This window comes from Ktedonospora formicarum, assembly GCF_016587355.1.
GTDB lineage: Bacteria > Chloroflexota > Ktedonobacteria > Ktedonobacterales > Ktedonobacteraceae > Ktedonobacter > Ktedonobacter formicarum.
Genome location: NZ_BNJF01000004.1, coordinates 460,802 through 487,619 on the forward strand (window position 1 = coordinate 460,802; position 26,818 = coordinate 487,619).

The 26,818-nt window shown below is 51.3% G+C and carries 23 protein-coding genes and 1 pseudogene; 9 read left to right on the forward strand and 15 right to left on the reverse strand.

The annotated features are described in order from the left end of the window. Window positions 1–383 precede the first annotated feature (383 nt). The 9 genes from mgtA to K3T82_RS33710 all read right to left on the reverse strand — a co-directional run bounded on the left by mgtA (window position 384) and on the right by K3T82_RS33710 (window position 9,493). Complete coding sequence (gene mgtA / locus K3T82_RS33670; RefSeq protein WP_220197892.1) at window positions 384–2,918, reverse strand: magnesium-translocating P-type ATPase; 2,535 nt, start codon at window positions 2,916–2,918, stop codon at window positions 384–386. 159 nt (window positions 2,919–3,077) lie between these two features. Next, window positions 3,078–3,728, reverse strand: coding sequence for a DUF4010 domain-containing protein (locus K3T82_RS33675; protein WP_268886704.1), 651 nt, complete (start codon window positions 3,726–3,728; stop codon window positions 3,078–3,080). Window positions 3,729–3,746: 18 nt separating this feature from the next. Further along, window positions 3,747–4,346 (reverse strand): MgtC/SapB family protein, encoded by a 600-nt coding sequence (locus K3T82_RS33680; RefSeq protein WP_220197894.1) that lies wholly within the window; start codon window positions 4,344–4,346, stop codon window positions 3,747–3,749. A gap of 20 nt (window positions 4,347–4,366) precedes the next feature. Continuing rightward, window positions 4,367–4,858, reverse strand: coding sequence for a hydrogenase maturation protease (locus K3T82_RS33685; RefSeq protein ID WP_220197895.1), 492 nt, complete (start codon window positions 4,856–4,858; stop codon window positions 4,367–4,369). A 57-nt stretch (window positions 4,859–4,915) separates the two neighbouring features. Continuing rightward, window positions 4,916–6,208, reverse strand: coding sequence for a Ni/Fe hydrogenase subunit alpha (locus tag K3T82_RS33690; protein ID WP_220197896.1), 1,293 nt, complete (start codon window positions 6,206–6,208; stop codon window positions 4,916–4,918). Next, a complete protein-coding gene (locus K3T82_RS33695; protein ID WP_220197897.1) occupies window positions 6,162–7,001 on the reverse strand; it encodes an NADH-quinone oxidoreductase subunit B family protein in 840 nt (279 codons plus the stop codon). Before K3T82_RS33695 ends, K3T82_RS33690 begins: the two co-directional genes overlap by 47 nt. Window positions 7,002–7,009: 8 nt before the next feature. Then, entirely contained in the window at window positions 7,010–7,459 is a 450-nt protein-coding gene (locus K3T82_RS50310) for an iron-sulfur cluster-binding protein (protein ID WP_220197898.1), read from the reverse strand. A gap of 388 nt (window positions 7,460–7,847) precedes the next feature. Further along, entirely contained in the window at window positions 7,848–8,327 is a 480-nt protein-coding gene (locus tag K3T82_RS33705) for a cyclic nucleotide-binding domain-containing protein (protein ID WP_220197899.1), read from the reverse strand. Next, window positions 8,324–9,493, reverse strand: a complete 1,170-nt coding sequence (locus tag K3T82_RS33710) for a 4Fe-4S dicluster domain-containing protein (RefSeq protein ID WP_220197900.1) — start codon at window positions 9,491–9,493, stop codon at window positions 8,324–8,326. Before K3T82_RS33710 ends, K3T82_RS33705 begins: the two co-directional genes overlap by 4 nt. A 685-nt stretch (window positions 9,494–10,178) precedes the next feature. Between K3T82_RS33710 and K3T82_RS33715 the strand changes: the two genes are divergently transcribed. The 7 genes from K3T82_RS33715 to K3T82_RS33745 all read left to right on the forward strand — a co-directional run bounded on the left by K3T82_RS33715 (window position 10,179) and on the right by K3T82_RS33745 (window position 16,902). Beyond that, a complete protein-coding gene (locus K3T82_RS33715) occupies window positions 10,179–11,198 on the forward strand; it encodes a universal stress protein (RefSeq protein ID WP_220197901.1) in 1,020 nt (339 codons plus the stop codon). 64 nt (window positions 11,199–11,262) lie between these two features. Beyond that, window positions 11,263–12,372, forward strand: coding sequence for a hypothetical protein (locus K3T82_RS33720; protein ID WP_220197902.1), 1,110 nt, complete (start codon window positions 11,263–11,265; stop codon window positions 12,370–12,372). A gap of 126 nt (window positions 12,373–12,498) precedes the next feature. Next, window positions 12,499–13,134, forward strand: a complete 636-nt coding sequence (locus K3T82_RS33725) for an FAD-binding protein (RefSeq protein WP_220197903.1) — start codon at window positions 12,499–12,501, stop codon at window positions 13,132–13,134. After that, window positions 13,131–13,547 carry a hypothetical protein gene (locus K3T82_RS33730; RefSeq protein ID WP_220197904.1) on the forward strand — a complete coding sequence of 139 codons (417 nt, stop codon included), beginning with the start codon at window positions 13,131–13,133 and terminating at the stop codon, window positions 13,545–13,547. The genes K3T82_RS33725 and K3T82_RS33730 overlap by 4 nt, the downstream gene beginning before the upstream one ends. A 1,663-nt stretch (window positions 13,548–15,210) precedes the next feature. After that, complete coding sequence (locus K3T82_RS33735) at window positions 15,211–15,561, forward strand: hypothetical protein (protein WP_220197905.1); 351 nt, start codon at window positions 15,211–15,213, stop codon at window positions 15,559–15,561. A 15-nt stretch (window positions 15,562–15,576) separates the two neighbouring features. Continuing rightward, window positions 15,577–16,533 (forward strand): IS4 family transposase, encoded by a 957-nt coding sequence (locus tag K3T82_RS33740; protein WP_268886710.1) that lies wholly within the window; start codon window positions 15,577–15,579, stop codon window positions 16,531–16,533. A gap of 57 nt (window positions 16,534–16,590) precedes the next feature. Continuing rightward, window positions 16,591–16,902, forward strand: coding sequence for a P-loop nucleotide/nucleoside kinase family protein (locus tag K3T82_RS33745; protein ID WP_220197907.1), 312 nt, complete (start codon window positions 16,591–16,593; stop codon window positions 16,900–16,902). A 320-nt stretch (window positions 16,903–17,222) separates the two neighbouring features. Here the strand turns inward: K3T82_RS33745 and K3T82_RS33750 are convergent, their stop codons facing one another. From K3T82_RS33750 to K3T82_RS33765, 4 genes are all read right to left on the reverse strand, one after another. Beyond that, window positions 17,223–18,245: an Acg family FMN-binding oxidoreductase gene (locus K3T82_RS33750; protein ID WP_220197908.1), complete on the reverse strand. Its 1,023-nt coding sequence runs from the start codon at window positions 18,243–18,245 to the stop codon at window positions 17,223–17,225. Window positions 18,246–18,388: 143 nt separating this feature from the next. Continuing rightward, window positions 18,389–20,368: a GNAT family N-acetyltransferase gene (locus K3T82_RS33755; protein WP_220197909.1), complete on the reverse strand. Its 1,980-nt coding sequence runs from the start codon at window positions 20,366–20,368 to the stop codon at window positions 18,389–18,391. A 4-nt stretch (window positions 20,369–20,372) separates the two neighbouring features. After that, window positions 20,373–21,095, reverse strand: a complete 723-nt coding sequence (locus K3T82_RS33760; RefSeq protein ID WP_220197910.1) for a CBS domain-containing protein — start codon at window positions 21,093–21,095, stop codon at window positions 20,373–20,375. Beyond that, entirely contained in the window at window positions 21,092–22,258 is a 1,167-nt protein-coding gene (locus tag K3T82_RS33765) for a CaiB/BaiF CoA transferase family protein (RefSeq protein ID WP_220197911.1), read from the reverse strand. The genes K3T82_RS33760 and K3T82_RS33765 overlap by 4 nt, the downstream gene beginning before the upstream one ends. A gap of 811 nt (window positions 22,259–23,069) precedes the next feature. On the opposite strand from K3T82_RS33765, the gene K3T82_RS33770 reads away from it, so the two are divergent. Continuing rightward, entirely contained in the window at window positions 23,070–23,312 is a 243-nt protein-coding gene (locus K3T82_RS33770; RefSeq protein WP_220197912.1) for a hypothetical protein, read from the forward strand. Between the two features lie 112 nt (window positions 23,313–23,424). Here the strand turns inward: K3T82_RS33770 and K3T82_RS33775 are convergent, their stop codons facing one another. Beyond that, window positions 23,425–23,937 (reverse strand): hypothetical protein, encoded by a 513-nt coding sequence (locus tag K3T82_RS33775; protein ID WP_220197913.1) that lies wholly within the window; start codon window positions 23,935–23,937, stop codon window positions 23,425–23,427. 153 nt (window positions 23,938–24,090) lie between these two features. Between K3T82_RS33775 and K3T82_RS50315 the strand changes: the two genes are divergently transcribed. After that, window positions 24,091–25,259 (forward strand): IS3 family transposase gene (locus tag K3T82_RS50315; RefSeq protein WP_420799369.1). Its coding sequence is split into 2 segments (ribosomal slippage): window positions 24,091–24,760 and window positions 24,760–25,259, totalling 1,170 coding nucleotides; the frame shifts between segments, so codons are not numbered across the junction. Window positions 25,260–25,556: 297 nt separating this feature from the next. On the opposite strand, the pseudogene K3T82_RS50320 reads toward K3T82_RS50315, so the two are convergent. Further along, window positions 25,557–26,756 (reverse strand): annotated as a pseudogene (locus K3T82_RS50320) (IS110 family RNA-guided transposase). Window positions 26,757–26,818: the final 62 nt, after the last annotated feature.

Consider the following 26,818-nt stretch of genomic DNA (forward strand, 5'->3'; position numbering starts at 1 on the left):
TTTCATCGATGACCGCCTGATGCTTTCACACCAAATGTACAGCACCCGACAAACAGAAGCGGTCTGCCTCAGATACTGAGAGAGATGACAACGTTCATGGTTTCCATGAGCAAGAGAAGCACTTGGAGAATGCCGTTCACCAAGTCTGATCAGATTTCTTCTCGCAGGAAGAGCATAGATAGATTGAGGGTATAGAATTGCTCACTAAAGCCTATCGGGTAGAGGTGCTCTGCCCGATAGGTTTGATAGAGAGGAGACATTCTCAGCATCATTTATCCCCAGATGACTATGCTTAATGCGTTTGTTCGCCTGAATAGCATTGAACCCAAAACAACTCATTGATTTTTGAGCAAACGAGGGCGGTCATTGCCTGCCATTCTGCATCATATGGAATCCCTTTTGCAGGTGTACTTCTGCATCAAGGGTCGTTTGACGAGCTCCACCAGAAATAAATACATAACGACCATCCCTGCCAGCAAAAGAAAGTAAAGAGGCGGCAAGGGCTTGAAGCCAAGCGATCCAGCAAGTGGTGTGACCGGGAGCAACATCCCAATGGCTACAATCACAAGTGTGGTGATCAGAAGTGGGTAACTGGGGCGGCTGCGCAGAGGGCTTCCCGCAGTCCGAATCAGAAAGAGAACAAGCGTCTGTGTCGCGAGCGATTCGATGAACCAACCCGTATGGAAAAGCACCTCGCCTGCCTGGAAGACCCGCAACAGGAGGAAAAATGTCAGAAAGTCAAAGATTGAACTTATGGGCCCAATGACGATCATACAATCGCGGAGCAGTCGGATGTCCCAGTGCTGGGGCTTTTTGATGTAGCTCGCATCTACAGTATCTGTCGGAATCGTAATTTGGGATAGGTCGTAGAGGAAGTTATTCAGCAGGATTTGCGATGGTAGCATAGGCAGAAACGGTAAGAAGACATAGGCTCCAGCCATACTAAACATATTGCCAAAGTTGGAACTGGTACCCATTAATAAGTACTTAATGACATTGCCAAAGGCTTTACGACCCTCCAGGATGCCATTGTGTAAGACGCGCAGGCTCTGTTCTAAGAGAATAATCGCGGCTGCGTCTTTCGCAACATCGACGCCAGTAGAGACCGAGATGCCTACATCCGCTGTATGCAGAGATGGCGCATCATTGATGCCATCGCCAATGTAGCCAACCACGTGTTTGCGTTTCTTGAGTGCCAAAATGATGCGATTTTTTTGGGCAGGGGTGACACGTGCAAACACGTGGACAGACTCGACGACCTGGGTAAGTGCCGTATCACTCATATGATCCAGTTCGCTGCCTAACACAATCCTGTTGCACTCTACCCCTACCTGCTCACAGACGTGATGGGTCACGAGCTCATTGTCTCCTGTGAGAATTTTCACCCGCACGCCATCATTTTTGAGAGCCTGGATCACCTGAGCCACATCTGGTTTGGGAGGATCAGCAAAGCTCAAAAAGCCCAGCAGCACCATACCCTGTTCGTCAATTTTGTGATACTGTGCTCCTCGTGTGATTGAGCGGTAGGCGATAGCAAGCACACGAAACCCTTGCGCATTCAATTCTTGATACCTCTTCACATACATTGCCCTCATCGCACCTGAAGCGTCATCGAGTGATTTGCGCTCACCATCTACTTCGTAGGAAGAACACAAAAGGAACACACTTTCGGGCGCTCCTTTCGTGATCAGCACATATTCGTCGTCGTGTTGTACCACCACTGAGAGGCAACGCCGTTCAAAATCAAACGGAATTTCGTCTACTTTGCTATACCCACTGATATCGATGGTGCTAGAACGTAAAATCGCTTCATCAAGTGGGCTTTTGATCCCAGTCTCGTAGAAGCTATTGAGATAGGCAAAGAGCAACACACGACCGGATTCGTGATTGGAGAGATTGAAGTGCCCTTCCAGCCGAGTTTCGCCGCTGGTTAAGGTCCCGGTCTTATCGCTGCAGAGCGTGTCGATACTGCCAAAGTTCTGAATCGATTCGAGATGTTTGACGATCACCTTTTGCTTTGCCATGCGCAGTGCCCCCTGCCCCAACGTCACAGTTGTGATCATAGGGAGAAACTCCGGCGTCAAACCCACCGCCAGTGAAATGGCAAAGAGGATAGTCTCGAGGGGATGATGATGGCCCAGGATACCAACCAGGAAGATAAAAACCACCAGGAAGAACACCGTCTGCAGAATCAGCATCCCAAAGTCTTTGATCCCACGCTCAAACTCGGTCTGCGGTGCACGCGTAGCCAGATGTGCAGCAATATCGCCAAAGGTGGTGTTGCGACCAGTGGCAGTCACAAGTGCAGTCGCGGTCCCACTGACAACCGAGGTCCCCAAAAAGACACTATTGGGCGCTTCGGCGGCATTCTCCGGGAAGAGATCGAGATCACTTGCGTACTTCTCGATGGGGAGTGACTCACCAGTCAGGGCAGCCTGCTGGACATGCATATCTGTTGCCTCTACCAAGCGGGCGTCTGCGGGTATCAGGTCTCCTGCAGCGAGGCTGATCATATCGCCTGGCACCAGTTGGCGGCGAGGAATCTCCATCCACTTGCCGTCGCGCAACGCGTTCGCGGTAGGCGCTATCCCAGCGCGCAATTGTTCGACTGCATGTTGAGAGTGGTATGTCTGCACAAAGTTAAGAACATTGCTGAGAAGCACGATGGTGAGGATAATGCTAGCATTGACCCGGTCGCCAAGCATAAGCGAAACGATGCTGGCAACGAGCAGAATCATAACAAGTGGGTTCAAAAACTGGCGAAAAAATTGGATCAGGCCAGAACTGCGCTTGATACCCCCCGTTTCGTTTGGGCCATAGGCAACTAGCCTCCGGCGTGCTTCTTCATATGTGAGTCCTTGTTCGCTGCTTCCCAACCGCTCATACAATATGGGTAAAGGAAGAAGAGGAAACGCCATTATCGCTGCTCCTGCAAGTATCTGCTTTGCGGGCGGAAGAATGGAGCTATAGAGGCGCTGCTCCAACGCGCTCTTCAGGTACTTCTAGTGTACCATGTGGCTGCTCATGGCAGGCTGAACGTGATAAAATAGCCTAAAGATCAGAAGTTGCACTTCTGTCTATCTGAGAAGAGAAGCCAGGATGACAACGAACCCACCAGCAAACAGAATCGGAATGTAGAAGAGGAAGAGACGGCCAACCGGTGCTGATTGACTGGACGTGATCCAAAAAATGATCGCATTTTCCATCAAGCCAACAAGAGCGACGAGCCACATGGCACTCGCGGCAATGATCCCTGAAATAGCCCCAGCAGTAAGTTGCTGTCCGAGAAGGACTGAAGAAGAAGCTGTACTTGCCAGCGCTCCTGCAATAACAACGAGCAACAAGCCCGAGGCGCCAAAGAACTGTTTGGCGAGCCCACTGAGCACAAACAACAAAGAGAAGAGCAGTCCGAAGCCGCCTACTGAACGCAGAGCCAGGGGTGATCTGAGAAGCCTGTGGGGCAATGGCGGCTGACGTCTTCCCCGGCCAGAACGCTCGACAAAGAAGGTAAGCAGTCCAGTGATCACTGCCATGGAACCAAGCACCATCAGAGGAGCGATACCTGTGAGCGGCCACTGAGGCAAAAGAAACAGGCAGAGAAGCAGACCATCACGTATGAGCATGGCGAATACAGCACGCAAAAGGTGCCCTGGGACATCGCGAACAGACACTGCCCCCTGTTTTGCTTCTCGTCCCAGAAGAGCCGCTGTTGCAACACTATTCACCAAACCTCCAAGAATGACACTCTAGCCTATGCCACGAGACCCAAACTGACGCAATAATATATAATTGGCAAAGTTTAAGCTTGAGACAACCACAATCGTCAACCAGATCATTACGAGATTCACGATATACCAGGGGCCAAGGTCAGCATGTGGAAGAAGCGGGTACAGTATAGCAGTAATAAAACCAAACAAGAGGATACTGCGAAGTTCGGTGACGCTAAGGCGTCCACTGACCGTCACGAATTCAGGCTTGCAGGTGAGGAGCGCGGTAATGACCAATCCGCTTGTGATCGCCAGAAAAAAGTTTCCTGTCCCAATGACGATCCCAAGGACGTTTGTTGCGGTGAGCGCAAGTGAGGTCGTAATCTCAAGAGCTTGATGTCTCCACATGGAAAATACATTCACCAGCAGAAGAATAACCACTATACTACTGAGCTGAAGAGAGGCAAGCAGTGGCGAGACCATCCAGGAAAGGGTTCCAAGAAGCGCAGCAATCGCAAAGCTCCTGATACCCGCTTCTTTATGTGCCCACTCGCGCTCAAGCCCAATGAGCAATCCAATACATACGGATGCAGCAACCTGCAATGTGAACATGAGTGGCGTGTTTGGCGTCAGTGACATACACTTTCTCCAAATGCGCTTCACAAGAACAGGTTCTGGTAGGCACCTGTTCTTGTGAGGAGAAAGGAACGGAGATCCCGTTCTAGCTGAGTTATGAGGCCTGGTAACGCTTGCGCCACAGGCGGTGAGAGGGAGTGCCCAAAAGCAAAACACATCCCTTCAATGGCATAGACAAGAACTCGGAGTGGAAGCCGATGGAGCGCACATGCAAGCGCGAGTGCTTCAGCGACTCCAAAACCATGGGTAGAGGAAAGCAAGCCATCCAAGGGAAGTGTTTCAGCGTAGGTATCAAAGCGAAACACCGTCCCTGGTGTTGCTCCGCTTGCCATGGCATCAATGATCAAAGCGATCGTAGCACCTTCCCATGCGTCTATGATAGCCGTTCCCTCGCCATCACATTCGATGACTTGGGTATGAGGTATTTGCCAGTCGCGCAGGCTCCTGGCGATGATCAGCCCTAGCGCGTCATCGCTATAGTATTCATTGCCAACTCCGATGATCCGAATATCCATGCCACACTCCTTCCTTCTCGCTCTAGCATCACGCTGATACACATGTTTCTCATCGCATTATTGCCTCTTAATGTGCAATTGAAGGAAATGGGTAGCACATGAGATACAGGGGTCATAGTTCCGAATAGCCTGCTCGCATTGATGCAGAAGCTGTTCCTCTGGACCTGTGATGAGGGAGGGAAGATAGCGACGAAGGTCCTCTTCAATGCTCTTTTGATTTTGTGATGTGGGAGGCACAATTTTGGCATACTCGATGATCCCCTCCTGATTAAGCCGATAATGATGGTAGAGGCTCCCACGTGGGGCTTCGGTAATCGCCCAGCCCTCTGAGGCGCGAGGCGTCATGTGAACGGCTGGACGATCTGGGGGTTCATAGTGCTCAATAAGTCGCAAGGCTTCATCGCAGGCGTAAAGGACTTCAATGCTGCGTACAACGATACTACGAAAAGGATTCCGGCATACAGGACCAAGCCCAACAGCGCGAGCGACCTCCTGCGCCAATGGAGACAGACAATCAAAATTGAGATTGTACCGTGCCATCGGCCCTACGCAATAGGCTCCTCGTGCTTTGAGACGTGAGTGAAGCGCATGTGAATAGGGGACTTGCTCCTCCACAAAATAGTCCTCATACATTTGTGCGGGAATAGACAACCCTCGGTTTGAGACCAGCGTGCCTTCATTGAAGGGATATTCACCCGGATAACGTAGTGCCACAAACTCGTAGTCTTGTTCAAAATCGGGGGCATCGAATTGCGCAGTCCAGTGAACCGTATCGAGCGCAACCTCGCGGGCCCATCGCAATTTTTCGGCAAGGTGCGCGAGATCCGATTTTGAAGGAAGTTTATAGAATCCTCCAACGCGGACGTTAATCGGATGCACTTCTCTTCCCCCCAAGCAGGCGATGATGGCATTTCCCACCTTTTTCAGTTGCAGACCCTTCTCTACCTGTTCAGGATGATCCTTTGCAAGTTGGATACCATCAGGATAGCCGAGGAAATCGGGCGCGTGAAGCAAAAAGATATGGAGGGTATGACTGCTTATCCATTCGCCGCAATAGATCAGTCGACGAAGCGCACGAAGCTGCCCCTCAACCCGTACGCCGAGCGCGTCCTCCATTGCGTGTACGGCGCTCATCTGGTACGCAATGGGACAGATGCCGCAGATACGTGCGGTAATATCGGGCGCTTCCCTATATTCTCGCCCACGGAGTAAGGCTTCAAAGAAACGTGGCGGCTCAAAGATGTTGAACGTAACATCGACCACCTCATTCCCCTTGAGCCGCACCCAGAGTGCGCCCTCGCCTTCAACGCGGGCCAGGGGACTCACTTTTAACGTTCTCGTGTGCTTCATAGACTTCACTCTCCTGACGAAAAGCCTCAGCATAGGCGTTCACACCTCGAAAAGCACGGACAATATCTTGTGGTTGCATTCCATGCTGACAAAGATAAGCGCTCAAGGCTCTGGTGTTTGGCGTCTCCTTCGGCCCATAGCACCCATAGCACCCACGGGCATAGGCTGGACAGATCGCTCCACATCCCCCATGGGTGACAGGTCCAAGGCAGGGGATTCCTTGCGCAACCATAACGCAGACCGTTCCCCGCTGCTTGCATTCGATGCAGACACTATGCGCAGGCGTATTGGGTTTGCGTTCCTGGAGATAAGCGCTGATCACTTCCAGAAGTTGGTGCTTATTGATGGGGCAACCGCGCAGTTCAAAGTCAACACGGACATGGCTGGCAATTGGGGTTGAAGTGCTAAGTGTCTCGATATAAGCAGGCGAGGCATAGACGAGCGAACAATAATCCGACTTGCCTTGAAAGTTGCGCAGCGCCTGGATGCCACCTGCTGTCGCGCACGCACCAATTGTTACCAGGTATTTCGACACGTGCCGCACTTGCTTGATCCGTTCCACATCCTGTGGAGTCGAGATGGACCCCTCAACCAGTGAGAGATCATAGGGTCCCTTGACAACCGCTTGTGACGCTTCAAGAAAATAGGCGATCTCCACTTCCTCAGCCAGCGTCAATAACTCGTCTTCGCAATCAAGAAGGCTGAGCTGACACCCATCACACGAAGCAAATTTCCAGACGGCCAATTTGGGCTTGTGGGTGGATGTTCGAGCACGAGGGCCTGTAGCATTCATAGTGTTTGTTATATCTCCCGTATGGTAAACAGCCTTTGCACACGGCTATAGGGGAAAATAGGGCCATCCTTGCAGAGAAAGTGCGGACCATATTGACAATGCCCACACCACCCAAGGGCACATTTCATATTGCGCTCCATTGAGACAAAAATCTGCTCGGATGCAAGACCATACTTTTCAAGCTCCAGTGCCATGAAACGCATCATCACTTCCGGTCCACATAGAAAGGCCAGCGTCTTCATAGGGTCACAGGCCATTCTGGGCACGAGGCGCGTGACTACTCCAACACTTCCACGCCAGTCGCCAGTGGCAGCATCAACAGTAACAAAGATGTCCAGATCAAAGCGTTGACGCCAGTGCGCCAGCTCGCGTTGATAGAGGATATCTGCTGGCGTGCGAGCTCCATAAAGCAGTGCAATGCGGCCATAGTGCGAACGTTGTGCCTCGATCTGGTGCATAACCGAGCGAAGAGGGGGAGCCCTAAACCACCGCAGGCAATGACAAGGTCTTTTCCTTCTGCCCGTTCGAGCGGCCAGTGGCTCCCAAACGGTCCCCGTAGACCAAGCACGTCCCCAGGTTGAAGCCGACAGAGCGCTCGCGAAACGGCTCCCACAGCTCGTATGGTGTGGACGAACGACCCTCCTTTGTATGGGTTCCCGCTGATCGAGATGGGAATCTCGCCCATCCCAAAGGGAGAGAGCATATTAAACTGTCCGCAGGCAAACGCCGGGATCTCTCCTCTGTCAGTCGGTTCGAGCTCCAGCGAAACCGTATCGCGTATTTCAGGACGGCGGTGTTGTACGCGGTAGCAGCGTGGCACAAGAGTTTGCTCAGAGGATGATGTATTCATCTCAGGCCTTCCCTTTGGGGTTGATAGATATCAAGCAGTTGGAGCCGCGTTGCTTGCAACCGCTCGATGAGTATCTGTGTGAAACGTTTCATTAACTCATAGCCAAAATGATGATCCTTTTGCGCTTGTACACGGAGAAAGGATCCATCGAGAGCGATGGCATGTGTCGTGATCACGGCTCGCGCATCAAAATGCCAGCGGTAGGGAGAAAAGAGCCAGGACCAGCCAAGTACGCCCCCAGCCTCGATGGTATCAATCTTTAATGCCCCTTCAGATGGAGCATGGATTTCCAGTGCCACCATCCCGGAGCGAATCAGATAAAAATGGGTCGCTGATTCACCAGTCCGAAAGACATAGGTATCAGCCGCAAAATGAGTCTCCCATGCGCCTTCACTCATGAGGCTGATATAGCGTGGCTCAATACCTGAAAAAAGTGGATGCGCCTGGATGATCACTTCTAGTTCCGGTCTCATCATAGCTCCTGAGTGTCCTCCTCTTTCACTGATTGCTCGCTCTCACGAATTGCGCGCACTTCTTCAGTAATATCGATGCCAACAGGACACCAGGTGATACAACGCCCACATCCCACACACCCTGAGGTACCGAACTGATCAATCCAGGTCGCCAGCTTATGAGTCATCCATTGGCGATAGCGGGAGGTAGGCGAGGAACGCACGCTCCCACCATGAAGGTACGAGAAATCCTGTGTAAAACAGGAATCCCATTTCTGCCAGTGTTCGGCCTGCGTGCCGGTAAGGTCGGTCGTATCCTCCACGGTCGTACAAAAACAGGTAGGGCACACCATTGTGCAGTTCCCGCAAGTCAGACAACGGGAAGCCACTTGCTCCCATCGTGGGTGTTCCAGATTGCGATAGAGAAGATCCTTGATATCAGCGGTCTCCATCTGCTTTCCCATCTGCTGACTAGCACGCTCGCTCATCGCATAGGATTGCTGGATGTCATGTTCGTTTGCCTTTGCGTGAGGAATTGCCTGGAGCAGTTCCGCACCAAGGGTTGTGCCAATTTCCACGACAAAATAGTGGCGTTGCGGGGTGAGGAGTTCTGTCAATGCCAGATCAAAATCGCTGGTTACCCTTGGTCCCGTCTGCATAGAGGCGCAGAAGCACGTGCCGCCTGCCTGCCCACATTGGATAGCGATGATACAGGACGTATTTCTTCGCTCCTGATAGAGAGGATCGGTGTATGTGTCTCCCAGGAATACACGATCTTGAATCAAAATAGCATGAAGATCGCAGGAACGTACCCCTACAAATGCGCGTCTGGGGATCTCTTGAGGCTCTGGAAGGATCTGAAAGTCTGTCCCATCTTTCGCCCGCCTGGCATGCCAGAGCCGAAGCATAGGAGGATGGAGAAAGCGTTTCCAGGAGTGCGGGCCGACCGTAAAGCCGAAGAGGGCCTTATCATCACGCCTTCGTAGGCGATAGTATCCCTCATGTTGTTCGTCGGTGTAGCCAATTGGCAGATCATCGATGGACGTGATGACATCATAGACAATGGCCTCTTCACTGACCGTTGGTCCAATAATTTGAAATCCCATCTTGGTAAGCGCTTCAAACAGGCACGAAATCTGTTGGCGCTCGATCACAGCGTAATCCCCCACATCTGTCGCAAAGGATCTCATGGTATGCGCCCCTCTCTTGGATAACTGAATGAAAGACCCCTCAAGTAAAATAGCCCAAACGTTAGTTTGATTCGTCGTCCCTCACTTTCACTATTAGCACGATCCTTAATACACGAGATAATTCGTTTCCTTTGGGCTCTGGCCTTTTTGAACAGTTCCCAAAGGGTTCAACCCAGGTTTGCGCCTATGCCTATCTCGTGCTAGAAACTCTTAAGAAAGGTGTGATAGATCAGTGAAACATCCACATCGCTTTGTGATGGCGTTGTGATATTCGGAGAGTATGCTACAAGTGAGAGGAGGGGAGATGGGAAATGAAAAGGGGAAAGGTGTCGTATGGAAGGGAGTGTCAAAGTGTTGAGGCAGAAAAAGAGGTGATGTTGTTGCCCTATGAGACTCTGAGGCAGTGGATGATGGACAGGATCAACAAATATGAGGAGAGCCGACCCGATGACCCAACGAGCAGGGCCGCGTGTAATAGCACCACAAGAGGATCCGCCCGTTTCATCATCCACTGCCATTGTTGTTGCTTTATCGTGACATAGGACGTTTCCATGCCACCCATAAACGGCACGTGTTGCTTCCATTTTTCTATTGTTTATCAGGCAATTCAAGTGGTTTCATTCTACGCTAGGATATTCGGTCTTGGAATGAATCAGATATGTGAGTGAGTAAAGGGAGCATGCCCATGTTTCACACAATTCTCGTTCCTCTTGATGGTTCTCCACAAGCAGGAGGTGTCCTCCCTCTCGCCGCTGGCTTGGCGCGTGCGCAGAGAGGCATACTGATATTGGTTCGTTCGCTCACGTTCCCAATACCCTCTACCTGTCTCTCACTGAAGAACGAAATAGTTTCACCTGAGATGATTGATGCCGAACAACGACGTGTGCAAGCATATCTGGATCAGATAGCAACAAACAGGTTCTTTCAGAATCTTGAAGTTAGAACAAAAATGGCCTATGGAGACCCCGCCAATGCCATTTTAGACTGTGCACAACAACAACACGCGGACCTGATAGTTTTGTGTCGTCACGGTGCCCACAGTGCGAGCCAGTGGATCCTGGGAAGTGTCGCACAGAAGATCGCGCGCTATAGCTTGATACCTGTGCTCGTGCAAACAACTGGAGTCCCATTCCTCCCAGAGCACGCTGGTGTGGTCCATACCCTGGTCCCTCTGGATGGTTCTGCCTTTGCAGAGGAAGCGCTTGCCCCAGCAATTGAACTGAGCCAAAACCTCTCCCCCTCTGGCACTGTAATCATCCATCTCTTGAGTGTTTTACCCCCCTTTGTGCAAGATGGGGCAACTGGAAAAGAGATGTCCCCCCTTGTGCGAGAGGCTCAGATCTACCTCAAAGAGCTTGAGGAGCGGCTCCTTCGACAGGCATCACCTCATATACAGCTCAAGGTTACCGCCTCGCTTCAATGCGCTGTCGATGTCGCGCAGGCGATCATTGAGTATAGCCAACATGGACATCTGGCTGATGGACAATTCACAGAATGCGATATCATCGCCATGGCAACACATGGGCGAAAAGGATTGGCACGCTGGGCGATGGGCAGCATTGCGGAACGTGTCCTCGCCACAACCAGGCATCCACTCCTTCTGGTGCGTCCGAACGTGATCCGCCAGGCCCATAGTGTCTCTCGCAAGCCAGAGGGCGCATTCGCCGATCATAAACGGGCAGGAAAGGGGCCAAATACACAGTGAACATCCTTTTGGGCCATGAACATGATGGAGAACGAGTCTTTGCCCAGATGCTCGGGGGCTCCAGATGCAGCGGGCATTTCCATTCACGTATAGAGGTGACGAGAAACCAACCATATGCCAGACGCATCTGTCCGCCGTGATCTTGACACCTGATTCTGTCTACAAACTCAAGAAGCCAAAGAATTTGAACTTCGCGAATTATACGACGCCACTCTTGCGCCGCCAGTTCTGCCAGCAAGAGGTCATCTTGAATACCCCACTGGCTCCTGGCATCTACCTTGGTGTTGCCCCAGTCCTGCACGACCCAGCTGGATTGTTCAGCTTTGGTCCCACATACCCTGTTGAAACCGTCCCGTTCCCAGGGGAAGCCTATAACGGTGGAATCATCGTTGATTATGCTGTGGTAATGCGTCGCCTGCCTGATGAGGCAACACTAAAAGCGTTAATAGAGGCTAATCAAGCCACATCTACATGCATGCACGCTATTGCTCATACTATCGCTCGTTTTCATCTTAACACGCCAACAAATGCGCATATTGCACACTTTGGCTCGCTCAGGGTCATTCAACGCAACTGGGAAGAGAACTTCCGGCAGATTCGTCCCTATATTGGTCGCACGCTCGATCGGGAAACGGACAATCTGCTGCACCGCTACGCTTACCAGATGCTGAAAGAACAAGCACCACTCTTCCAGCAGCGCGTTGCGCAGGGGCATATCCGTGATTGCCATGGGGATCTGCGACCTGAGCACATCTATGTGTTTCCAGCGGGGGAGACTTCCACATCCCATCAGATTGTGCTCCTCGATCGCATCGAATTTAATGAGCGTTTTCGCTATGGCGATACTGCAAGCGAGATTGCCTTTCTAGTCATGGAACTGACATTGGTCCATCGCCTGGATCTTGCCAAGGCCTTTCTGGCGCAATATGTTGCAGAGACCAATGACAACGACCTGCTCACACTCCTTCCCTTCTATGCTTGCTATCGTGCCTGTGTTCGAGGGAAGGTCATCTCCTTCTTGCTCGATGATCCTGACGTGACGGAGCTCCAGCGCGCACACGCAAAGCAAGAGGCATCTACGCTCTTCACAAGAGCGGCCAGGTATGCTCGCACACATCTCTCTTGCTGTGACCTCCTGGTGGAAGAGGAGGCAGCCAACGCAAAGGAAGCGTGACGATAAGCATACGCATGTGTTTCTATGCTGCAAGAAAGAGTTTGTTTCATCGAGCACACTTGAAATGGGAGAGCAGCGGATCATCGCCTCTCTTTCATTGTATTCTGAAAGCGGGAGGTCATCATCATGAGTTTTGATCTACAACAGGCTTACGCCATACTACGTCCACATTTTCAAGAGCGACTGCGTCTCAACGAGCCATTGACAGCGCACTGCGCCTTTGGTGTAGGAGGACCTGCTGATATGTGGGTGACATTGGAGAGGCAACGGGAATTGATCGATCTCGTCAATCTCTGCGCGCAACATCATTGGCCACTTCTCCTGGTAGGCGGAGGGAGAAATGTCCTCTTCGCCGACGCAGGGGTGCGAGGTATCGTTGCTCGCATCGATTTCCATTCATATCAAATTGACAGACAAACACCAACCACTGCCCTCTTCACTGTGGAAGCAGGAGCACGCTGGCCTCAACTTCTTGACGAATCACTGGCACAAGGGTGGAGTGGATTGGAGTTTGGCATTGGCATCCCTGGCACACTTGGGGCTGGCATTATCAGTAATGCCGGGGCGCACAACCAGAGCCTGAGCCAGATTCTCGAGTGGATTGAAGTGCTAGACGCAAGAGGTTGTAATATAGAACCAGAAGAGCAATTTGCCCCAGCGATCAAGCGCCGCTACAGTCGAGATGAGCTTGACCTGAGCTACCGACATAGCCGTTTCCGCGTCGAACGCTCCGCTTGTATCGATCACGGGGGCACGTGGTGATTCCCCCACATCACCTGATCGAGCCAGCGGAAATAGTTCTGCTTCTGGGATTCCGCCTTCACGCTGGCAATCCGCAACAACTTCTAGCCCAAAGCGATCGCTATCTTTATGAGCGTCGCCAGCATGAACCTGACCTTCCACACACAGGGCCAATCTTCAAAGACCCCCCGAAAACATCCGCCAGGGAATTGCTTGAACAGGTAGGATTACGAGGTCAGGTGTATGGACAGGCACAGATGACAGAACGGAACGCCAATTACCTCACAAATCTTGGAGGCGCCAGCGCTGATGACCTACTTAGCCTAATCATTACTGCGCATCAACAGGTTCTCACGCAATGCGGGATCGATCTGGCACTCAATATCGATCTCCTGGGCGAATGGCCTCATCCAAACGTAACAAGCGCATCCTAGTGGGGCTGCAAAAAAAGCAGGTTTACACAAGAGAAGAAGGGAGAAGAGCTGTTGCAGACCATTCTTGTGCCACTGGATAGTTCACCATCTGCAGAGCATGTGCTTCTCGTCGTGGTCCGTCTCGCTCGCGGGGAACAAGGATAGTTACTCCTAGTCCGTGTTGTCAAATTTGCTGACATCGTTTGCTAGACAACAGAACTCGCAACGCATGATTTGGTCGATTTCAGCAAAAGGGCGAGCCAGAGCGTAAAAGCCTCTCGCATCTACATAGAATGAAAGGCTCAACACTAGCATTATCCGCTCCTTCACTCATAAATCATGGCAACGAGTCTCCATATCGTAAGGGTCATCACTCGAGACAGACAACGGCGTTTCAGTGTAAACAACGTTTTTCAGCACAATAGTTGACTTGCTCGTTAGGATACGATAATATTATCGTCCTCTTAGACTTTAGCGTTCTCTCAACAAATACAGTCTTTTCCAGACGTCATCACGAGAGATTCAGCCTCGCTCTATTGAGCTGGTCACCCGTCCCATGCTTGGCAGAGATAAGTATATCAGGGAGCTCTTCATCTGCAATACAGTGAGCAACCATTCGGATCCCATCATTGTATGGCAAGCCCAAAGTCATCTCGATACGAATCGGGGAAATCCTATCGGTAGAAGGGAATGAAATGCACCTGCATGACACACTCCAAGTATGCCTCTACGCGCTAGCGAGTTGGCAACCCAAACATCTGTTGAAGAGTAATCATCCTATCCTCGGCGACGTCGCCTTTTGCTCACATTGTCAGACCACCTCTGAAGTGATCACCTGGCTTCAACAGAAGGCGCCAGCCTTCTTAGACAAGCAGGCTCTTTTAGTGATCGATGCCCAACAAAGTGCCATTTATCTCGCAGACGTCTCTGAGAAATTACCCGCTTATTGGATTCATTACCGAGGAAAAATGCCTGCCCATACAGATGAATGTTGCCAATCCTCAACAGAAAATACAAAGGCCAATGGGAGCAGAACAAATAAAGTTAAAAAGCAATAATGATATAAATGTGCTTAGCATGCGACTCCATCGTGGCAATACAAGGAACTGGCTGAAAGAAAGCGGCCAATGTATGATGCCTGATGGAAGAGCATGGGATACAATACTTTTGACCTGTCATGGGATACAAGCTCATTCGTTCAGGCAAACTTCTTATCAGCAGCATAGTGCTCGTCATGGGCGGTGGGATATGGCGCTGAAATGGACTTCTATGCTTGCTCGCCCATCCCCAGTTCCCAAGGGTCAGAGAGGAAGAGAAAGCTCCTTGCACGGCACCTCCAATCCTCTGGAATCTATCGTTCACGATGCCAAAATTTCCCCACATCCTCTTCTCCTGCTCGTTGGAGGCCTGATGGGAACGGGAAAGAGCACTCTTGCACACGCATTACAGCAGCAGTTCTGCTGCCCTTTGTTTTCCTCAGATGCTATTCGCAAACAGCTTCTTCAGCTTCCCTTTGATAGCCATCCAGCGGGTCCTTTCGAGGAGGGGATCTATAGCCCACTATGGACTAGAAAAACGCATAGGCGTCAAGTTAAGCTATCAATAAGGAAGAGGCTGACAAACAAAAGCTCCTGTGAGAAGATGAAGGTTGCGAAACACTCATCATTCACAGGAGCTTTTTCCAATGGAAAGTAGAACACAATTGAGTCAAGTGCTCCGGAGCCTCTTTTTTGAAGAAGCAGCACGCTTGGCGAAAGAACAAGAAGTCATTCAGCGACATCGCTGTTTTTCCGCCACCAGTCTCCTGCTCGTCCTCGTGTTGGGCTGGCTTGAGCATCCACTCGCCGGACCAAGCCAACTAGGGCGATTTGCCCACACCGTGGGAGTCAAGGTCAGCAAACAAGCCATTGCAGAACGCTTGTGCTGGAAAACCGCACACTGGCTTCGCTCGGTGTTGGAAAGGGGCGTGTCCACATTGGTGCTCGCTTGTCCTCTTGCCCAAGGCGTGTTGGCTCGTTTTCCCGCTGTGGTTTGAGAAGACGCCTCCAGCATCCAATTACCGGATGTGCTCGCCTTTCTCTGGAAAGGATGTGGAGGAAAGAGTTCGGCGTCTTCGGTCAAAGTGGGGATCCGCTGGGATCTGCGCTCTGGTCAGCTCCAAGGGCCATATCTCCAAGATGGCACAAGCCATGAAACCCACAATGCTGTGCATGCCCTGCGCTTGCCCATCGGAAGCGTTTGGGTCGCCGATGCCGGGTATTACAGTTTAAAGGAACTGCGTCAGTTCTCTCAGCAGGGCATCTTTTTTGTCATTCGTCCCCACGGGAATCTGGCGGTTTCAACGCTCTCTGGCCAGCGGTTGCCTCTGGCTGCCTATCTGCACCAGCAAACGGGAAACGTCATTGATCTCTCCATTCGCCTGGGCTCCATCCCTGCTTTGTGGCTACCTGCCCGTTTACTGGCCCTGCCTGTTTCTCCAGAGGTGGCAGAACAACGGCGAGCGCATTTGCGGGAAAAGGCGAGGAAAAAGGGGCACGTTCCCTCGGCGCAAGCCCTGGCATTGGCAGGCTGGAATCTGATCGTCACCAATATTGCCACGTCGCAGCTTGAAGCACAAGAAGTGTTACTGCTCTATCGAGCGCGATGGCAGGTGGAGCTCCTCTTCAAACTCTGGAAAAGTCATGGCTATGTGGACCAATGGACCAGCACCGATCCCACACACATCCTCTGTGAATTCTATGCGAAACTTCTGGCAATGCTCGTACAACATTGGATCCTGCTGGAAAGTTGTTGGGACGATCCTCATCGCAGTTGGATGTTGTCGGCTGATCTGCTTCGAGACCAGGTTCCTCTCTTACTCCAAGGTCTTCGAGGGCGTCTCCCTTTGGATCAGGTCCTGGCACTCATTCACGAAGCCCTGGCCACAAACGCTACTATCCCTGCGCGAACCACGCGCCCCAGCACCTCCCATCAGCTTCTTGATGGGGTGTATTGGGGCTTAACTTGACGCCTATGGCAGTCTGTCATTCTTGATGCCACCTTTTCATGTCGGGCGAACCGACAAATGGCCGCATATACGGCTATCCCATCAAGAGCGAACGTTATTTTCATTGAGTGTGTGTGCCCACGCGAACTCGCGATTGAGCGCCTCTCCCATCGGTGGAGCAGACGTTTCCATGAAGAGCAGCACTCTAAGGCGTCGAGCGCCTCCGATGGTCGCCCAGATCTCTATGATCAGCAAGCCATTCGCTGGGAACCCTTTGAGCCCGCTTCTGAACCTCATATTACCCACATAGTTCTCCCAACGACACCTCCTCTACAAGAGACGTTTCGTTCCCTTGTAGGTATGCTTCAACGATACGACGCGATTTTCTAAGCATATTTGCTCCATCTTGGGAAGCAAGGCTCGAAAGTTCAACTCATCAAGGCTATCTATCCTTCTTTTTCAATTATGAGCCCCTCATGACAAATTCACGTCAGCAAACATAGTTATATATTTGCTGACGCTTGTGCTCTATATGTCTCTGTATGCATCAGAAGTCAAAAATCCCTTCGTCGTGAATCTGGGCCTTCATGCATATAGCTTTTCGTGCTTTCATAGAGACGCACGAGAAGGACACCATTTCGAGGGAGCACACCTAACCCCATCACTAAAACACTTGCTCTCTCCTCAAGGTAAAAAAGGGAGAAGCGCCTTCACCCATGCTTGGGCACTACCATCTCTTCGGAGGAGCGGCGTGGCACCGACATCACTGACGGACCATATCCCAGTCGGAGAATCATCTGGGGGAAGGAGAAGCGATCCAGCAAAGCCGACAAACGCGGACACATCTCTGGAACCTCGATTGGCTGATTGAAAAACGACGCCTGCACACCATCTGCAGCCGCCGTCAGCAGCACCCGCTCGAGGGCATGACCCGCAAGGAGCCAATCCGAGGAAGAGTCTCCAAAGGTGCCAAGGATCGCTAGGGCGGTCGAAGGTGGCTGCAATTGTTGCTGTATTCTGCGCTCTTCAAACCAACCAAAATCGATCGTTCTAGCCAGGAAAGGATGGCTACTTCCACGCGGATGCGCAAAGGCTGGTATGCCGTCAGGAGCCGGCTTTGCACGAACCCAATGCGCGAGTTCTGAGCGAAATGCCATATTCGCCCATTGCTTGCGGCTCCCTTCTACAATGAGATCGATGAGATATTGCCTCTCGTCTTCTTCACTTACCACATATAACCAGGCTCCTTCGTGCCCTGCTTCTTTTTTCAGGATTTCGAGAAGTGAGGAGGGAACTGCTTGTGGAGAGAAGGCTTCACGATTCGTGTGCCGCTGGGAGATGGCATGAAAGAGTCGTTGATCTTCCTCTGCTCTTTCCCTGCGAGCAGCGATTGTGATCCTAGCGATCAGATTCATGACTGCAGGATCAGGGAAAAAGTCGATCATTTCCTGATGGCCAAAATGGTGCAGAGCCAGGCGGAGATTGACACACACTGCTCCACAACTAATCAGCACTTCGCGCCCCTCTGGGTCGACAGTAGGCAATCTTCTGGAGTAATCAGCATAGACATCGATGGTCTGATTGTACACCTGAAACAGCCAGGGCTGGCTATTGTATTCGGAGGGAGCCAGCACTGCATAGCGCAGAAGAAAGTTGAGTTGTTCTGAGATTGTGGCTTCCCGAAACAACATACCTGTGTGTGAGGCTGTCAGGTTTCTCTTGGCGGTCTTCATACACACCTCTTTTTGCTCCTCATTAAGGACTCTCAGGCCTCCCTTATAGAGAACTCTAACACACCGACCTCACAACGCACTCTCAATCATGGCTGATCACCTCACAAGAAAGTCACGAATTCTTTGCCCTTATGACAAATAAGTTATTGCCTCTTTAGGAGTGACGTACGCAAAAGCACATGGAGAAATCGCTCTCGACTCCGAGCATCGACATGCTTCCCTACACGGACCAACAGGACATTTGCTGGTTCCATGGCAATATCTGGCTCTGTCGTTTCATATTCCACAAACTGCTGCGTCGCAAAGAGATGGGTCAGCATCAAACGATAGCGATGAGGCGACATCCTCAGCCCTTCGAGATCCCAATGCCAGGAAAGACCGAGAGCACACAGAAGCATCTCTTCTAGAGTCTCCATGTCCAGGGTAAAGGCCAGTAACTCCCGAGCAATCCCCAACCCTCGCCAGTGTGAACTCACCTCGATTGCAATTTCATATGCATTCTCCACTTCCTCCCACCATTCATCAAGCGGCGCGATGGTTACCTGTCCGATGATTTCACCTGCTGAGGTATGGGCGAGCGTGAGTGTACAATCGGGATTCCTCGCGATTGATAGGAGGAGGTCATGTTCACGCTCGGGAAGACGAGCAAAAGCGTGCAACCCCTGCTCGACATGGAGACGTTCCACCAGGGAGGCCGGGCAGAAATCGCGGAGGAAAACGGTTCCTCTTGCGGTCTCCAGCATGTGAAACCGCGATGGAACATCGTGCCCATTGGGATGCAGGAGGTCAAATAGACTTGTGAGTGGCGTCGAGGCACGATACGATGAGAGGGGAAACGCTTGGCGAATGGCTGAAGGAAGCAGCAAGCGCCGTACCAGCGCAACCGTGTCCCGATTACAGACATACATTACATCGCTTTGCGGTAGAGTGGGTATGCTGTCAGGAGCATCATCAAAGGTGATCGGAAACTGCGCATTTCTCTTCGCTTCCTCTGAAGCGGACGCGCTCTCCTGGTATCGACTGGCTTCCCAGACAGTTTGCCAGCGCCTGACCCACACATCAGGAAGAAGTGGCGGAACGAGTTGCTGAGACATTTCTGCCCAGAGCATGCTCCAGGCTCTGGGCACCACACGATACAGGTCATATCCTCCACCTCCTACAGCAACCCAGCGGCCACTACAATAGGTATGAGCCAATTGATGCGCGAGTCGCGCTTGTTCCCTCAGGCCACGCATACTTAACTGCAAATGGGATAAGGGATCCCAGGCATGAGTATCGCATCCATGCATACTCACCAGAAGATCAGGGGCAAAGGACGCGAGTAGTGGGGCAAGGGCCATATTCATGACCTCAATATAAGAATCATCGTCCGTGAATGGCTCCAGGGGAATATTGACGGCATAGCCATACCCACTTCCACGTCCTACTTCAAGGACATCGCCTGTCCCTGGGAACAAGTAGCGTCCCGTTTCATGCAGCGAAATGGTCATGATACGAGGTTCGTCATAAAACGCGTTTTGCACGCCATCTCCATGGTGCGCATCAAAATCGATATACGCAATCTTGGCTTCACAGGCCTGGAGTATATGAGCGAGTCCCACAGCGAGATCATTATAAACACAAAAACCCGAGGCGTGGTCGGCCTGCGCATGATGCCAACCACCAGCTGGGTAAAATACATGGTGCGGCCTCTCTCCTGTGAATTGCCCCTCTTGAGGCAGCCCCATCACCGAACGTAGCGCGGTCAATGTTCCCCCGGTGATCATGGCAGCAGCCTCATGCATTCCTGGAAAGACTCGAGTATCACCATGAGCAAACCCGTAGCGCTCTGCTAGTTGGCAACGCCCCTCTTGTCCTTGTGCATCGGTTGCTGGCTTGCTGAGATATTGCACAGCCTCAATATAGGCAAGGGAATGAATGAGTTGAAGTTCTTCGAGAGAAGCTGCTCGTGCTGCAATTTTCTTCCCCTGACATTTGGGGTCCCAGAGGCAGCTTGTTTCTAGTAACTCGATGAACGCTTGTAACCGTTGCGATTGCATGGGATGGTAAGGGCCGAAATCATACTGCAACTCGTCTGGCTCAAAGAGTAAATATGCGTGGTGGTCGTCTGGTGGATGTGCCATACGTTTATGCTCCTCCTCTTGTGATCGCATCAAAGGGATGAATATCCTCCTGAGCCAGACGGCAGAGAAACGGGCCTGGGTTGATCGTGCACAGGCGTAAGGATGCGCAACGGGTGGTCTGCACCGAGGTTGAAGTGATCAGTATGTTTTGCACTCCAATATGCAACTCATCTGCAATGAGCAGTGCCTTTGCCAGAGTTGCCATATGCTGCTCGGTCAGCGGGATATCTACTTGGGTGCCGGGTTCAAAAGCACCCAATAGACGCGCCAGCGCCAGAAGAAGGTCGCTTCGCGTTAAGAGCCCCACCAGGAGATCCTGAGTCTCGTATTCGCCCTGACCTGGTTCAAGAACAGGTGCGCAATTGAGCCCGCGTTCGACCAGCGATTGTGCGGCGGTAGTGAGAGAGGTTGTTGGTGCCATAGTGAGGAGCGTTGGTGAGAGGATCTCAATGATTTTTTGTTCTTGCCAGGGACGGGCAAGAGGATGCTGCTGTTCCTCCTGCCGCGTAAGCGCTATTGCCTTTTCAATCTCAGCCGATGTCAGAAGACCTTTATAGATGAGAGCAGGTCGTGTCTTCGTGGAATATCGCTTGTGTTCTGTGTATCCTCTGATGACCACTGGTAGATGATGGAACTGGTGTTGTCGAAGCACATAAACAGCATGACTCAACGTGTCATCGGGCTCCACCGTCACAAGATCGGTTGTCATTACCTCGCGTACGATCATGGCGTTCCCCTCGCTTTCTTCGACTGCAGGCGAGAGAGGAAAGTGGTATCTTCACCCAAAAGTGGAGGGACTTTATACAATCTCGGAGGCGTCGCAGAGAGGCGCAGTGGTGAACCCAACAGGCGTGTGCTTCCAGCAGTAGGATGATCACACTCCCAGATAAAATCCCGATACTCGATTTGTGGATCATGCAAGGCCTCACTGACCGTTTGTATAGGAGCACATGGAATGCCAGCACACCGCAAATCGTTGAGCCACACTGCAGTCTCCCGCTGGGAAAAATGATCCTGTAGCAGAGGGAGTAACAGATCGCGGTTGCGAACACGCTGTGCATTTGTCGAGAAATGGGGGTCTAGAGCTAAATCGTCTTGCTGGAGAAGGCGGCAAAGGCGCGCGTAGAGCTTATCATTTCCGCATGCAACAACAATGTGCCCATCGCGAGTGACGAATGATTGATAGGGTACTATTGTTGGATGTGCATTGCCATAGCGCCTAGCTTCTTCACCAGTAAGTAGACAGCTGGCAGCAACATTTTCAAGCAATGAGAGTGCGGCCTCCTGAAGAGAAATATCAATTGCTTGCCCCTGACCTGTCTTATCACGGACACGTAGAGCTGCCATAATTGATAGGCAGGCGAACAGGCCAGCCGTGCTATCCGTGATGGGGCTACCAACCTGCACAGGGGGTCCCTCCACCTCCCCAGTAATCGACATGAGTCCTGACTCTGCTTGCGCGATCAGATCATAGCCAGGTGCGCAGGAACGGGGGCCTTCCTGTCCATACCCACTAATTGAACAATAGATCAAACCAGGATTGATCTGTTTCAAATCCTCATATCCCAGCCCCTTTTTCGCTAACGTACCAGGGCGAAAATTCTCGACAAGCACTGTTGCCTGGCAAACAAGGTCAAGCAGACACGCTTTCCCCTCTGGTTCATTAAAGTCAAGCATCACACTCAACTTATTCCGGTTTAATCCCAGGTAATACGCGCTTTCGCCTCCCACAGAGGGAGGAGCAAAACGTCGCGTATCGTCTCCTGTCTCTGGACGTTCCACTTTAATAACAGTTGCCCCTAGATCACCTAAAATCATGGTGCAATACGGGCCGGCCAGCACATGTGAAAGATCAACTATGACCACGTCGGAGAAAGCAGCATCCATCATAACCGTGTCCCTCATTAGCAGTCACCCAAAGCAAAGGCAACTCAGACAATGGTACGTCTGGCGTCTCCTTCCATTGTAGCTCTCCAACTATTCTTCTGTTTGCTTTCTCTGCAGATTATCCACATATCGTTGCCTCATTACACCCACCATAGTATTAGGAATAATGAGCATCTTCACCTTCAATGTTGGAAGACTGTAGGACAAGAAAAAGTAATGCAACAAAAGAAACGCCCTTACTCTTTTCAGAAGATAGAGGCTTCATGGCTAAATCATTGTTATTCATTTGAGAGATCTATCAGATATGATGTGGCTGGTATATTCCATAGACAGAGACAATATTTGAGACAAACAAGCCAACAATTGGAAGAGGAAGTAGGGATTTCTTATGAAGAAAATGAACGATTTTCAACGCACACTCATAATGTGCATCATCTCACACGGATGGTATTGTGAATAGTTTGAGACACCAACTGACCATTATGGGTAAAAAAAGTGCAGCAAGTTTTTTGTACGGAGATTCACAAGCACTTTGGGCTACCCATTCTCTATACTCAACGTCTATCAAGTTGCGTCTCCTTCTGCTACGAGGTTCGTTTGGCGGTCCGAATCCCCATTCGCGATCGTATTATCTGTTGAAATGGTAGCGGAAGAGAGCGTTTGCCAAGCATCTGTTTTCTACACCTTGTCTCTTGATGTAGTTCCTGATAGATTTAACCCAACCAAATGTCCTCCTGGTTTCACTCTGTTTATCTCGTTCTTTGGGGTCTTCCGGGAACAATGAAGACCTGGCTCTGCCGAAGGAGCAGGCCGAGTGGTCCACCATGTTCTTCTACTGACCCCTCTTCACACACATTATTGGTCACATCAACTCGTCTATTGGTATGATCATGCCGATGATCATCTCCCCAACAGGTGGCTCATCGGTGGCGCGTCCATCGGCTGGTGCGCTCATCTATATGTTCTTCATGGTCCAGAAGCGCCAGATCATCAGGAAGGCGATGCCCACCTGGGCGCGCCGGTCGTAGTTACCAAGGCTTTGGCTCCTGTTCCCTAGGGGACCTTGTCATGGCTTTGGTGACTATGACCGGGTGGGCCATATGTGAAAGAACCAGATGAGAGGAAACATGACAGAAGCCATAATGCTCATGTCTTTCCAATGAACAACTCTACAGTTTATGCATAGAGTAATCGCTACTAAGCCCTTCAGACAGCTTACGTAGCGCCAGACCATGTTCTATCGCGGAACGAATTTCCTGGTGATGGATTTGTCCTCCCAGGAAGCCGATATACGCGAAGAGAGCTGTATTCAGTAACAGTACAATCAATACTGAGATTAGTAGGAGGCGCGGGAGCTTGGGGCGTTTGCTGTAGAAAACTGCTCCTCCCAGAGCAATCACACCTGTGATGAACATCAAGCCCAGGCCTATGCGAGCCACATTGGCATGCAGGTGAATCATCTGTTCAGAAATACCTGGAAGTCCTTGCACAGCAGCCTCCGCCTTGTCACCTGTCGCGTAGGCTACTGCTGCCAGTAGCGCGATAACAACGAGGAACCAGAGTGAGACCTTCTGCATCAAGGTACTACGGAAAACGAGAGCAATAATGAATAGTGCCGTTATAAAGAGTGAACCTAGAATTGGGAAGTGATTCACGAGAAGGTGCACGTGAGCGAGTGTCATATGTACGTAGTCCTCATTACATTTAAGCATGTCTATTTGATAAAGAAACTCAACTTGATTATCCTCACCCAACATTAAAGCATGATGAGAGGTATTATGATGGACCTATAGAACGAGACCAAAACAAGAGGCTGGGGAAGATATAATCAGAACATGAACACCAAAAGACAACATACCGCCAGCTTTAAAGCGCAAGTGGTCCAGGAGTTATTGAAAGAGGAGAAAACGATAGCCCAGATAGCCGCAGAATATGAGGTGCATCCGACGCAACTGAGGCGATGGAAAGCAATCGTGGTGGAAGGAATGGCCGGCCTCTTTGAGGAAAAAGACGGGAAAGCAGCCATGCGGGCCGAATATGAAGAGCGCCTCAACGATCTGTATGGAGAAATTGGGAGGTTAACAACCCAACGCAACTGGTTGAAAAAAAATCTGGCATTCCACGTGAGCCGAGATGAACGGTTACGCTTGATCGAACGAGAAAGTGAAGAGCTTTCAGTGCGGGTGCAGGCGGACGTATTGAGCGTGAATCGGTCAACGATCTACTCCCAACCACAGCCGCCTTCGCGAGAAGAAGTCCGATTGAAGCACCGCATTGATGAGATCTACACGCAATGCCCGTTCTATGGGTCACGCAAGATCACAGAGCAGTTACGGCTGGATGGCTGGCTGGTCAATCGGAAAGCGGTTCAGCGTCATATGTGCGAGATGGTGATCGAAGGCATCAGTCCCGGTCCCAATCTCTGGAAACGCACCCGAAAGGAGGAGATTTTTCCCTACCTCTTGCGTCATACGACCAGTCAATATCCCAATCATATGTGGGGTTGGATATTACCTACATTCGCTTGAGAACGAGTTGGATGTATTTGGTGGCCATCATCGACTGGTACTCTCGCTACGTGGTGAGCTGGGAAGTGGATCAGACATTGGAGTTACCTTTTGTCCTGATCGCGCTCGAACGGGCTTTGGCGCAGGCGATCCCGACGATTTGCAATAGTGACCAGGGGAGCCATTTTACCAGCCCACAGTACCAACAGGTGCTCTTGGCAGCAGGAGTACAAATCAGCATGGATGGAAAAGGGCGGGCATTGGATAACATTTTTACAGAGCAACTGTGGAGAACGGTGAAATATGAAGAAGCATACCTGCATGACTATGGCTCGCCCAAAGAAGCGAGACTACAATTGCGCAACTACTTCCAGTCTTACAATCATCATCGTCTTCACCAAGCGCTTGATTACCGTCTACCCGCATCAGTCTACTTTGTCCTCAAAGCACAGGAGCAGGGTCGGCTTCGCACAGGACGTCAAAAGAGGTCTCCGTAAAAACGCGATATGGCTCAGTATGATGGAGGAAAGAGCTCCTTTCGAGCAGGTTTCTCTTCCCTTTCCCAACACTCAGTTGGAAGGAGGTTGTGTCTCTTTGCTGGCACACTTTTTTGGACTTGACAAGATCCTCCCTTGAAAAAGGAAACCTCTGAGAGAAGGTACGCAGAGCACAAAATCCCTGGAGCCGACTGGCACGCCATGTCGTCGGCTTGCTTTGAGCTCGACTTTGTATCTTTGTTCAAGTGAAGCTACTGGGGAAGTTGGCTCTCAATTCACCTCATAGCCGAGCTTCTCTCACCGGCGAACGAGTCGCTTCTGGACCGCTTGCCGGTCCCATGCATCAAAGTAATTGCCTCCTCATTCTTCATAGTCCTCGTCTTCTGAGAGGATGTGATAGATTATCACCAGGAGCGTGTGCCCAATGGCAATTGTTGCCTTCTTGCCCCCTCGACGAACGACCAGTCGCTGATATTGGGCAGAGAGGTAAGAATCCTTACTGTGGATGGCAGCATGAGCTGCCTCCACCAGAGCAGAACGGAGCCAGGGGCTGCCTTTGCGCGTCTTTGCGTTCAAACGTTTGCCCCCACTCTCATTGTTGCCCGGGCATATTCCTGCCCATGAAGCCAGGTGCCGCGCATCAGGAAAACGACTCATATCCGATCCAATCTCGGCCAGGATGATTTCTGCCAGACGTCGCTTGATGCCTGGAATCGTCGAGAGTCGCTGAATCTGGTGCTCGTACGGACGTAAGTGCTCAGCAATTTCCGTGTTCAAGCGCTCGATGGCTTCATCAAGCATGTCAATGTCAGTGAGTTGCTCCCCGATCAGAAAGCAATGATGCGGTTTGAGCTGCACGCACAGGGCTTGTGCAAGTAGTTCGCGTTTGGTCCGCATTCTTCCCCGTGCCAGTTCGGCTAAGACGCTTGGATCGGCTTCTCCAGCCAGCAAGGCGGCCAGCATATCGCGCGCCGATCTACCCATAACATCACTGGCGACCGAAGCGAGCTTGATGTTAGCCTCTTCTAACGTCTTCTGCAAGCGGTTGATCAGACGCGTGCGTTCCGAGAGTCGAGACTCATGCGGTACCGGGTCAGTTCGCGTACCTCTCGTTGGGGTGCGGGAGGGATAAAACTGGGGTTGAGGAGCCCATATTGTAGCAAATCGGCGATCCATTCTGCGTCTTTGAGATCGGTCTTTCGTCCTGGCACCGTCTTCAAGTGCTGAGCATTGACCACGAGCACTTCTAGATGACCTTCCAGCACATTCCAGCACATTGAAGATTGGTTTCCAGTAATTTGCCGTACTTTCCATGGCGACATGCGTCACCTCCAGATCGTTGAGCCATTGGCGTCATCGAAGCAAGTCTGGCATCATAGTACCGAACGTTTGCCGCTCCTTGTACCGCCGGCCTGATGAATCAAGAATGCTGGCGCACACAACGACCGTTCTCTTGTGGACATCGAGCCCCGCGCATCTCTCATACACAACATTCATGCATCACCTCCAGAGAGAAATGGGCGGGTGACGGGATGCCCAAGCGAGACAAATTCTCCCTT

What these genes read in the sequence shown, in the direction of transcription:
- K3T82_RS50310 (WP_220197898.1), bottom strand. Translation starts at nt 7,459, where the DNA reads ATGCACCAGATCGAGGCACAACGTTCGCACTATGGCCGCATTGCACTG.
- K3T82_RS33695 (WP_220197897.1), bottom strand. Translation starts at nt 7,001, where the DNA reads ATGAATGCTACAGGCCCTCGTGCTCGAACATCCACCCACAAGCCCAAA.
- K3T82_RS33705 (WP_220197899.1), bottom strand. Translation starts at nt 8,327, where the DNA reads ATGATGAGACCGGAACTAGAAGTGATCATCCAGGCGCATCCACTTTTT.
- K3T82_RS33725 (WP_220197903.1), top strand. Translation starts at nt 12,499, where the DNA reads ATGAGTTTTGATCTACAACAGGCTTACGCCATACTACGTCCACATTTT.
- K3T82_RS33750 (WP_220197908.1), bottom strand. Translation starts at nt 18,245, where the DNA reads ATGAAGACCGCCAAGAGAAACCTGACAGCCTCACACACAGGTATGTTG.
- K3T82_RS33710 (WP_220197900.1), bottom strand. Translation starts at nt 9,493, where the DNA reads ATGAGATCCTTTGCGACAGATGTGGGGGATTACGCTGTGATCGAGCGC.
- K3T82_RS33690 (WP_220197896.1), bottom strand. Translation starts at nt 6,208, where the DNA reads ATGAAGCACACGAGAACGTTAAAAGTGAGTCCCCTGGCCCGCGTTGAA.
- K3T82_RS33715 (WP_220197901.1), top strand. Translation starts at nt 10,179, where the DNA reads ATGTTTCACACAATTCTCGTTCCTCTTGATGGTTCTCCACAAGCAGGA.
- K3T82_RS33735 (WP_220197905.1), top strand. Translation starts at nt 15,211, where the DNA reads ATGGAAAGTAGAACACAATTGAGTCAAGTGCTCCGGAGCCTCTTTTTT.
- K3T82_RS33720 (WP_220197902.1), top strand. Translation starts at nt 11,263, where the DNA reads ATGCAGCGGGCATTTCCATTCACGTATAGAGGTGACGAGAAACCAACC.
- K3T82_RS33685 (WP_220197895.1), bottom strand. Translation starts at nt 4,858, where the DNA reads ATGGATATTCGGATCATCGGAGTTGGCAATGAATACTATAGCGATGAC.
- K3T82_RS33765 (WP_220197911.1), bottom strand. Translation starts at nt 22,258, where the DNA reads ATGATGGATGCTGCTTTCTCCGACGTGGTCATAGTTGATCTTTCACAT.
- K3T82_RS33680 (WP_220197894.1), bottom strand. Translation starts at nt 4,346, where the DNA reads ATGTCACTGACGCCAAACACGCCACTCATGTTCACATTGCAGGTTGCT.
- K3T82_RS33745 (WP_220197907.1), top strand. Translation starts at nt 16,591, where the DNA reads ATGGCCGCATATACGGCTATCCCATCAAGAGCGAACGTTATTTTCATT.
- K3T82_RS33775 (WP_220197913.1), bottom strand. Translation starts at nt 23,937, where the DNA reads ATGACACTCGCTCACGTGCACCTTCTCGTGAATCACTTCCCAATTCTA.
- K3T82_RS33755 (WP_220197909.1), bottom strand. Translation starts at nt 20,368, where the DNA reads ATGGCACATCCACCAGACGACCACCACGCATATTTACTCTTTGAGCCA.
- mgtA (WP_220197892.1), bottom strand. Translation starts at nt 2,918, where the DNA reads ATGGCGTTTCCTCTTCTTCCTTTACCCATATTGTATGAGCGGTTGGGA.
- K3T82_RS33760 (WP_220197910.1), bottom strand. Translation starts at nt 21,095, where the DNA reads ATGATCGTACGCGAGGTAATGACAACCGATCTTGTGACGGTGGAGCCC.